At 69.8% G+C, this 9,382-nt stretch carries 7 protein-coding genes; all 7 read right to left on the bottom strand.

Features of this window, described 5'->3' with window-relative positions; all coding sequences use genetic code 11:
• Window positions 1-233: 233 nt before the first annotated feature.
• Complete coding sequence (locus ACFTWP_RS33475; RefSeq protein ID WP_380268748.1) at window positions 234-1,919, bottom strand: ribonuclease J; 1,686 nt, start codon at window positions 1,917-1,919, stop codon at window positions 234-236.
• 172 nt (window positions 1,920-2,091) lie between these two features.
• Complete coding sequence (dapA, locus tag ACFTWP_RS33470) at window positions 2,092-2,991, bottom strand: 4-hydroxy-tetrahydrodipicolinate synthase (RefSeq protein WP_380268746.1); 900 nt, start codon at window positions 2,989-2,991, stop codon at window positions 2,092-2,094.
• 239 nt (window positions 2,992-3,230) lie between these two features.
• Window positions 3,231-3,965, bottom strand: coding sequence for an FAD-dependent thymidylate synthase (thyX, locus tag ACFTWP_RS33465; protein WP_380268744.1), 735 nt, complete (start codon window positions 3,963-3,965; stop codon window positions 3,231-3,233).
• Between the two features lie 44 nt (window positions 3,966-4,009).
• Entirely contained in the window at window positions 4,010-4,471 is a 462-nt protein-coding gene (locus ACFTWP_RS33460) for a hypothetical protein (RefSeq protein WP_380268743.1), read from the bottom strand.
• A gap of 7 nt (window positions 4,472-4,478) precedes the next feature.
• Window positions 4,479-5,225 carry a 4-hydroxy-tetrahydrodipicolinate reductase gene (gene dapB / locus ACFTWP_RS33455; protein WP_380268742.1) on the bottom strand — a complete coding sequence of 249 codons (747 nt, stop codon included), beginning with the start codon at window positions 5,223-5,225 and terminating at the stop codon, window positions 4,479-4,481.
• A 72-nt stretch (window positions 5,226-5,297) separates the two neighbouring features.
• A complete protein-coding gene (locus ACFTWP_RS33450) occupies window positions 5,298-6,650 on the bottom strand; it encodes a M16 family metallopeptidase (protein ID WP_380268741.1) in 1,353 nt (450 codons plus the stop codon).
• Between the two features lie 90 nt (window positions 6,651-6,740).
• Window positions 6,741-8,957 carry a polyribonucleotide nucleotidyltransferase gene (locus ACFTWP_RS33445; RefSeq protein WP_380268740.1) on the bottom strand — a complete coding sequence of 739 codons (2,217 nt, stop codon included), beginning with the start codon at window positions 8,955-8,957 and terminating at the stop codon, window positions 6,741-6,743.
• Window positions 8,958-9,382: the final 425 nt, after the last annotated feature.

The following is a 9,382-nucleotide window of genomic DNA, read 5'->3' as shown; positions in this document are numbered from 1 at the left end:
CTTTCGTGTTTCCAGCTTATCAGACGTTCTCCGCTCCGTTTACCGGAGTTTCGTTCATCCAATTCCCTGGGGCCTTTCGGCGCTCCCGAACTCTATCAGAGTTTCTCGGGCTGCTTTTCCCTTGCGAATCCGAACCTGAATCCGAATTCAATCCGAGGGGAAGCGTGTCGCCACTGGGGCAACCCGGAGAACACTACGCTCCGGGCTGCCCCAGGTCAAACCGGGTCTGGCGGTCAGACCTCGACCACGACCGGGATGATCATCGGCCGGCGGCGGTAGTTGTCCGCGACCCACTTGCCGATGACGCGTCGCACCAGCTGCTGGATCTGGCGCACCTCCAGCACGCCGTCACTGGCGGAGCGCGACAGCGCCTCCTGCAGCTTGGCGACGACCGGCACGAAGGCGTTGTCGTCGATGCCGGAGCCGCGGGCCTGGATGGTCGGGCCGCTCACGATCTTGCCGCTGCTGGAGTCCACCACGACGAAGACCGAGATGAAGCCCTCCTCGCCGAGGATGCGGCGGTCCTTGAGCGAGGCCTCGGTGATGTCGCCGACGGAGGAGCCGTCAACGTAGACGTACCCGGCCTGCACCTTGCCGACGATCTTCGCGACGCCGTTCTCCAGGTCGACGACCACGCCGTCCTCGGCGATGACCGTGCGCTCCTTCGGAACACCGGTCTTGATGCCCAGGTCCGCGCAGGCCCGCAGGTGGCGCCATTCGCCGTGGACCGGCATCAGGTTCTTCGGCTTGCAGATGTTGAAGAAGTACAGCAGCTCGCCGGCCGAGGCGTGGCCGGAGACGTGCACCTTGGCGTTGCCCTTGTGGACGACGTTCGCGCCCCAGCGGGTCAGGCCGTTGATGACGCGGTAGATCGCGGTCTCGTTGCCCGGGATGAGCGAGGAGGCCATGATCACGGTGTCGCCCTCGACGATCCGGATCTGGTGGTCGCGGTTGGCCATCCGGGACAGCGCGGCCATCGGCTCGCCCTGGGAGCCGGTGCAGACCAGGACGACGTCCTTGTCCGGGAGGTCGTCCAGCGTCTTCACGTCGACGATCAGGTTCCCCGGCACCTTGAGGTAGCCGAGGTCGCGGGCGATGCCCATGTTGCGGACCATCGAGCGGCCCACGAAGGCCACCTTGCGCTTGTACTCGTGCGCGGCGTCCAGGACCTGCTGGATGCGGTGCACGTGGCTCGCGAAGGACGCCACGATGATGCGCTTCTCGGCGCTCGCGAAGACGTTGCGCAGCGCGGCCGAGATGTCCCGCTCGTGCGGGATGAAGCCGGGGACCTCGGCGTTGGTGGAGTCCACCAGCAGCAGGTCCATGCCCTCCTCCGCCAGCTTGGCGAAGGCCGGCAGGTCGGTGAGGCGGCCGTCCAGCGGGAGCTGGTCCATCTTGAAGTCACCGGTGGCGACGACCATGCCCGCGGGGGTGCGGACGGCGACGGCCAGGGCGTCCGGGATGGAGTGGTTGACGGCGATGAACTCGCAGTCGAAGGGGCCGATGCGCTCGCGCTCGCCCTCCTTGACCTCCAGCACGTACGGACGGATCCGGTGCTCGGCGAGCTTGGCCTCGATCAGGGCGAGGGTCAGCTTGGAGCCGATCAGCGGGATGTCCGGGTTCTCCCGCAGGAGGTACGGGACGGCGCCGATGTGGTCCTCGTGCCCGTGGGTCAGGATGATGCCGTCGATCTTGTCGAGGCGGTCCCGGATGGAGCTGAAGTCCGGCAGGATCAGGTCCACGCCGGGCTGCTCGTCCTCGGGGAAGAGAACGCCGCAGTCGATGATGAGAAGACGGCCGCCGAATTCGAGGACCGTCATGTTGCGGCCGATCTCGCCGAGGCCGCCGAGCGGAGTGACGCGCAGGGCGCCCTCCTTCAGAGCGGGGGGCGCGCCGAGTTCAGGGTGCGGGTGGCTCAAAAGACTCTCCTTACACCGCACGCCATATGCCCGGGGTCCTCCCCCTGGAGACATATGGCGTGCGGACTCAGTGTCGGTTTCCTACTAGGCCTTGGTGCTCTCGCGCCGTCATCCGGTTCAGCGGCGAAGTCCACGGGGACTCGGCGAGCCGGGGCGCGCACGTCTGCGTCTGCTACAGGTGTACCCCGCCGGCGGCGAGATCCTCCCTCAATTGCGCAATCTCCTCGGGAGTCGCCGCGATCAGCGGAAGCCGCAGCGGGCCCGCGGGCAGTCCCTGGAGCTCCAGCGCCGCCTTGGTGAGGATCACGCCCTGGGTGCGGAACATCCCGCTGAAGACCGGCAGCAGGCTCTGGTGGATGGCGGTGGCCTTGGCGGTGTCCCCCGCCGCGAAGGCGTCGACCATGGTCCGCAGCTCGGGGGCGACCACGTGACCGACCACACTGACGACGCCGACCGCGCCGACCGAGAGCAGCGGCAGGGTCAGGATGTCGTCGCCGGAGTACCAGGCCAGGCCGGACCGCGCGATCGCCCAGGAGGCCGCGCCCAGGTCGCCCTTGGCGTCCTTGTTGGCGACGATCCGCGGGTGCTCGCCGAGGCGGACCAGCGTCTCCTGGCCGAGCGCGACGCCGCTGCGGCCGGGGATGTCGTACAGCATGACCGGCAGGCCGGTGGCGTCCGCGATCTGCACCGTGTGCCGGTAGAGCCCCTCCTGCGGGGGCTTGCTGTAGTACGGCGTGACGACCAGCAGGCCGTGCGCGCCGGCGGCCTCCGCCTGGCGGGCCAGCTCGGCGCTGTGGCGGGTGTCGTTGGTGCCGACACCGGCCACCACGTGGGCCCGGTCTCCTACCGCCTCCACCACGGCGCGGACCAGCTGGGCCTTGTCACTGTCACTGGTGGTCGGCGACTCGCCGGTGGTGCCGTTGACGACGAGGCCGTCGTTGCCGGAGTCGACGAGGTGCGCGGCGAGGCGCTGCGCGCCGTCGAGGTCGAGACCGCCGTCGGCGGTGAACGGGGTCACCATCGCGGTCAGGACCCGGCCGAAGGGTGTCTGGGGGGTGGAGGTCGGAGCCATACGTCCAAAACTACTCGTAGGCGGCAGGGGGGTACCCATGCCGGTCCAGGGTTCGGACAGGTGAGAAGCCGGGGGGACGGCCGCCGGCGGGCCTCGCAGCCCGGCGGACATGGGATTCCGGTGCTGCGTGCTCGGGGGTTCAAGCAGCACCGGAATCCGTGCCACGAGCCTATGGAGCGGCTAGAAAAGCCGCAATCCAGACATGCTCGTCAAACCGTCCATATGCCTATCGTCCCAGGTCAGGGGGCGACTCGGCCGTGCTCGTTGAAGGCCGCATGGGTGAGCGGCATGAGCGCGGCCCACTCCGCCTCCATCTGCTCCGCGACCATCTCGATCTCGCGCTGCGGGAACGACGGCACGGTGGCCCGCTCGTCCTTGGTCCGCAGCGAGAGGAAGTGCATCAGCGAGCGGGCGTTGCAGGTCGCGTACATCGAGGAGAACAGCCCGACCGGCAGCACGGCCCGGGCCACCTCGCGGGCGACACCGGCCTGCAGCATCTCCTGGTAGGCCCGGTACGAGGCCTGGTAGGAGGCGGCCATCTGCTCGGTCACCACGGCGTGCTGCTTCTCGGTGCCGTCGACGAACTCGTACTTGCCCGGGCGGCCCTGCTGGACGAGCTTGCGCTCCTCGCCCGGCACGTAGAAGACCGGCTGCAGCTCGCGGTAGCGGCCGGACTCCTCGTTGTACGACCATCCGCTGCGGTGCCTCTGGAACTCGCGGAAGACGAAGATCGGCGCGCTGATGAAGAAGGTCATCGAGTTGTGCTCGAAGGGCGTGCCGTGCCGGTCCCGCATCAGGAAGTTGATCAGGCCCTTGGACTTCGCCGGGTCCTTGCGGACCTCCTCCAGGGACTGCTCGCCCGCGGTCGACACCCGGGCCGCCCAGATGACGTCCGAGTCGGCGGCGGCGCTGCGGACCAGCTCCACCGTGACGTCGCTGCGGAACTGCGGGTCGGTACCCACTTCGTCGCTCACGCGGGGATCTCCTCCAGAGGTAGGGCGGTGTGACGGCCGACAGCCTAGCCCGCGACCGGCGCGGGCACGGACGCGGCATGCAGGCGGATGGCGTGCTGCATGGTCCTGCGGGCCCGTGGGGTGTCCCCCGCGTCCGCGTAGGCGACGGCCAGGCGGAACCACACCCGCCAGTCCCCCGGCGCGCTCTCGGCCTCCTCCTGGCGGCGGGCGAACACCTCGTCCGCCGAGGCACGGTCGATCCGCCCGCCGGGGGTGCGGCGCAGCTCGTCCACCGGCAGGCCGCCCTCGGCCTCCAGCTCCCGGGCCATCCGCTCGCTGGCCCGGCCGAAGCGGACGGTCTGGCGCAGGAACCACACGCCGATCGCCGGGATCACGAAGGCGCAGACGCCCAGGCCGATGCCGAGCGGCTTGCCGGTGGCGATCAGCTGGACGCCCTCGCCGACGCAGAGGACGGCGACCAGCAGCAGGACGGCGGACAGGGCGAAGAAACCGGTGCGGGAGGTCATGGGGTGCTCACAGGTCCAGGAAGTGTTCGAGGCCGAAGGTCAGCCCCGGGGTCTCCACCACCCGGCGCACGCCGAGCAGGATGCCGGGCATGAAGCAGCTGTGGTGCAGCGAGTCGTGACGGATCGTCAGGGTCTCGCCGGTGTCGCCGAACAGCACCTCCTGGTGCGCCAGCAGGCCGCGCAGCCGGACGGCGTGCACCGGCACCCCGTCCACGTCGGCGCCGCGCGCACCGGGCAGGCCGTGCGTGGTCGGGTCCGACTGGCGGGGCAGGCCGGCGGCGTCCCGGGCGGCGGCGATCAGCTGGGCCGTGCGGGTGGCCGTCCCGGAGGGCGCGTCGGCCTTCCGGTTGTGGTGCAGCTCGACGACCTCGACGGACTCGAAGTACCTGGCCGCCTGCTGGGCGAACTGCATGGTGAGGACGGCGCCGATGGAGAAGTTCGGCGCGATCAGCGTGCCGGTGCCCGGGGAGGCCGCCAGCCAGCCCTCCAACAGCTCGATCCGCTCCGGGGTCCAGCCGGTGGTGCCGACCACGGAGTGGATGCCGTTGGCGGTGCAGAACTCCAGGTTGCGCATCACCGAGTCGGGGTGGGTCAGTTCGACGGCGACCTGGGCCCCGGAGGAGGTGAGCTCCCCCAGGTCGGAGTCACGTCCGAGGGCGGCGACCAGTTCGAGGTCGGGGGCCGCCTCGACGGCCCGCACGGCCTCCGAGCCGATCCGGCCGCCTGCGCCGATGACGGCGACGCGCAGCGTCATGAGTTCGTCCTTTCCGACGGGCAACGAGCAAACGAGCGAGCCGGGCACCGCGCCCGGTACGAGCGGACGGGTTCAGGCGAGCAGTTCGGTGAGCTTGTCGGCGCGCTTGGCGGTGATCGGCCCGATCAGCGCCAGTGACGGCCGGTGCGCGCCCAGGACGTCCCTGGCGACCGCCTGGACGTCGTCCAGGGTGACCGCAGCGATCTTCGCCAGCATGTCGTCCACCGACAGGTGGTGGCCGTAGCTGAGCTCGGCCTTGCCGATCCGGTTCATCAGCGAGCCGGTGTCCTCCATGCCGAGCACGGTGGAGCCGGAGATCTGGCCGATGGCACGGCGCAGCTCGTCCTCGGTGATGCCCTCCTCGACCACCTTGGCGAGCTCCACCCGGCAGATCTCCAGCACCTGCTCGACCCGCTTGGGCTGGCAGCCGGCGTAGATGCCGAAGAGGCCGCTGTCGGCGTAGGAGGAGCTGTACGAGTACACGGAGTACGCCAGGCCGCGCTTCTCCCGGACCTCCTGGAACAGGCGCGAGCTCATGCCGCCGCCGAGGACGGCGTTGAGCACGCCCAGTGCCCAGCGGCGCTCGTCGTGCCGGGGCACGCCGGGCACGCCGAGGACGAGGTGGGCCTGCTCGGTCGGGCGGTTGAGCACCTCGACCCGGCCGGCCGTGCGCAGCACCTTGGTGCCGCGGCGGGCCTCGCTGGGGACGGCCTCGGACTTGGCCAGGACGGCGGCGAAGGCCTGCTCGACCTGCTTGACGACCTTGCGGTGGTCCAGGTTGCCGGCGGCCGCGACGACCAGGTTCTCGGGGCGGTAGCGGCGCTGGAAGAAGCCGGCGATCTGGTCGCGGGAGAGGCCGCGCACCGTCTCCTGGGTGCCGAGGATCGGCCGGCCGAGCGGCCCGGTGCCGTAGATGACCTTGGCGAAGAGGTCGTGGACGACGTCACCCGGGTCGTCCTCGGCCATCGCCATCTCCTCCAGGATGACGCCGCGTTCGGCCTCGACGTCCTCCGGGCGGATCAGCGAGCCGGTGAGCATGTCGCAGACGACGTCTATGGCGAGCGGGAGGTCGGTGTCGAGCACCCGCGCGTAGTAGCAGGTGTTCTCCTTGGCGGTGAAGGCGTTCATCTCGCCGCCGACCTCGTCCAGGGCGGCCGAGATCTCCAGCGCGCTGCGCCGCTCGGTGCCCTTGAAGAGCAGGTGCTCCAGGTAGTGCGTGGCGCCGTTCAGCACCGGGGTCTCGTCCCGGGAGCCGACGCCGACCCAGATGCCGAAGGTCGCGGAGCGCACCGTCGGCAGGGTCTCGGTGACGACCCGCAGGCCGCCGGGGAGGACGGTACGGCGTACCGTGCCGGCTCCGTCGATGCCCTTGAGCAGGGTGCGGGTGGTGCCGGGGCGCTGCTTCGCCGCCGAGGCCTGGGCCACGAATGTTCCTCTCAAGCAATGACAACAGGGTGCGGCCCGCACGCTCCGAGTCCGGAGTGTGCGGGCCGCGGTGGAGCTAGGAGCGGACCGTCACTCGGCCGCCGAGGCGCCGGCCTCGCCGCCCTCTTCGCCCTCGACGACCGGGATCAGCGAGAGCTTGCCGCGCGGGTCGATCTCGGCGATCTCGACCTGGACCTTGGCGCCGACGGCCAGCACGTCCTCGACGTTCTCCACGCGCTTGCCACCGGCGAGCTTGCGGATCTGCGAGATGTGCAGCAGGCCGTCCTTGCCCGGCATGAGCGAGACGAACGCGCCGAACGTCGTGGTCTTCACCACGGTGCCCAGGTAGCGCTCGCCGACCTCCGGCATGGTCGGGTTGGCGATCTGGTTGATCGTCGTACGGGCAGCCTCCGCCGAGGGACCGTCGACGGCACCGATGTAGATGGTGCCGTCGTCCTCGATGGTGATGTCCGCGCCGGTGTCCTCCTGGATCTGGTTGATCATCTTGCCCTTGGGGCCGATGACCTCACCGATCTTGTCCACCGGGATCTTGATGGTGATGATGCGCGGCGCGTTCGGCGACATCTCGTCGGGCGCGTCGATGGCCTCGTTCATCACGTCGAGGATGTGCAGACGCGCGTCCTTGGCCTGCTTGAGCGCAGCCGCGAGGACGGAGGCCGGGATGCCGTTCAGCTTGGTGTCGAGCTGGAGGGCGGTGATGAAGTTGCGGGTACCGGCGACCTTGAAGTCCATGTCGCCGTACGCGTCCTCGGCGCCCAGGATGTCGGTCAGCGCGACGTAGTGCGTCTCACCGTCGATCTCCTGCGAGATGAGGCCCATGGCGATACCGGCGACGGCGGCCTTCAGCGGCACACCGGCGTTCAGCAGCGACATGGTGGAGGCGCAGACCGAGCCCATCGAGGTGGAGCCGTTGGAGCTCAGCGCCTCGGAGACCTGGCGGATCGCGTAGGGGAACTCCTCGCGGGTCGGCAGCACGGGGATGATCGCCCGCTCCGCCAGCGCGCCGTGGCCGATCTCGCGGCGCTTGGGCGAGCCCACGCGGCCGGTCTCGCCGACCGAGTACGGCGGGAAGTTGTAGTTGTGCATGTAGCGGCGACGCGTCTCCGGGGAGAGCGTGTCGAGCTGCTGCTCCATGCGGAGCATGTTGAGGGTGGTGACGCCCAGGATCTGGGTCTCGCCACGCTCGAACAGGGCCGAGCCGTGCACGCGCGGGATGGCCTCGACCTCGGCGGCCAGCGTACGGATGTCCGTCACGCCGCGGCCGTCGATGCGGACCTTGTCCTTGATGACGCGCTCGCGCACGACCTTCTTGGTCAGCGCGTTGTACGCGGCGCTGATCTCCTTCTCGCGACCCTCGAACTCCGGCAGGAGCTTCTCGGCGGCGATCGCCTTGACGCGGTCCAGCTCGTTGTTGCGCTCCTGCTTGCCCGGGATGGTGAGCGCCTGGGCCAGCTCGTCCTTGACCGCGTTGGTCAGGGCGGCGAACACGTCGTCCTGGTAGTCCAGGAAGACCGGGAACTCGCCGGTGGGCTTGGCGGCCTGGGCGGCCAGCTGGGACTGCGCGGCGCACAGGACCTTGATGAACGGCTTCGCGGCGTCCAGACCGGCGGCGACCACGTCCTCGGTCGGCGCGTCGGCGCCGCCCTCGACGAGCTTGATCGTCTTGTCGGTGGCCTCGGCCTCGACCATCATGATCGCGACGTCGCCGTCCGGCAGCGTGCGGCCGGCCACGACCATGTCGAAGACGGCGTCCTCGAGCTCGCTGTGGGTCGGGAAGGCCACCCACTGGCCCTTGATCAGCGCGACGCGGACGCCGCCGATCGGGCCGGAGAACGGCAGGCCCGCGAGCTGGGTGGACGCCGAGGCGGCGTTGATGGCCACCACGTCGTACAGGTGGTCCGGGTTGAGCGCCATCACGGTGACGACGACCTGGATCTCGTTGCGCAGGCCCTTGACGAAGGACGGGCGCAGCGGGCGGTCGATGAGCCGGCAGGTGAGGATGGCGTCCTCGGACGGCCGGCCCTCACGACGGAAGAACGAGCCGGGGATCCGGCCCGCGGCGTACATCCGCTCCTCGACGTCCACCGTCAGCGGGAAGAAGTCGAAGTGCTCCTTCGGCTGCTTGGACGCGCTGGTGGCCGACAGCACCATGGTGTCGTCGTCGAGGTAGGCCACGGCGGAGCCGGCGGCCTGACGGGCCAGACGGCCGGTCTCGAAGCGGATGGTACGGGTGCCGAAGGAACCGTTGTCGATGACGGCCTCGGCGTAGAACACGTTCTCTTCCACCTGGAAGATCTCCTCTTTCGTACGTCTCCCGGAGAGCGTCCCTGCGCTTGCCTGCCGGTGGCCCTGAGTCCTCTTCTCGGAAGAGGTTGGCAGTCGGGCCGGTCTTCGATCGAAGCCTCCGGGGCACCCCGCTCGGTCTGCGGGGCTTCCGGCGGCCACTACCGAGGACCGGCGCCTTCTCGGCTGCCAGGCCTGGTCGGCGGTCGCGGCTGGACGCTCTCCTGGATGCGGGCGGCTTCCGTTTGAAGCCTTCGTCCCGCGAGGGGTTCGGGCTGGTGCCCGGGCGGCGCTCCGTTTGCGCCATCACCCGGCATGCCCATAACCCTACGGTGCAATCCTCGGCCACCCGGGGAGGTGGACGCGAGTTGTTATGCGCCGCCCCTCGTGGGCGGCATACGCGCGAAGGGCGGCTCCCCGGTGTGGGG

Source organism: Kitasatospora sp. NPDC057015 (assembly GCF_042673745.1).
GTDB lineage: Bacteria > Actinomycetota > Actinomycetes > Streptomycetales > Streptomycetaceae > Kitasatospora.
This window is presented reverse-complemented; position numbering and strand designations above follow the sequence as displayed.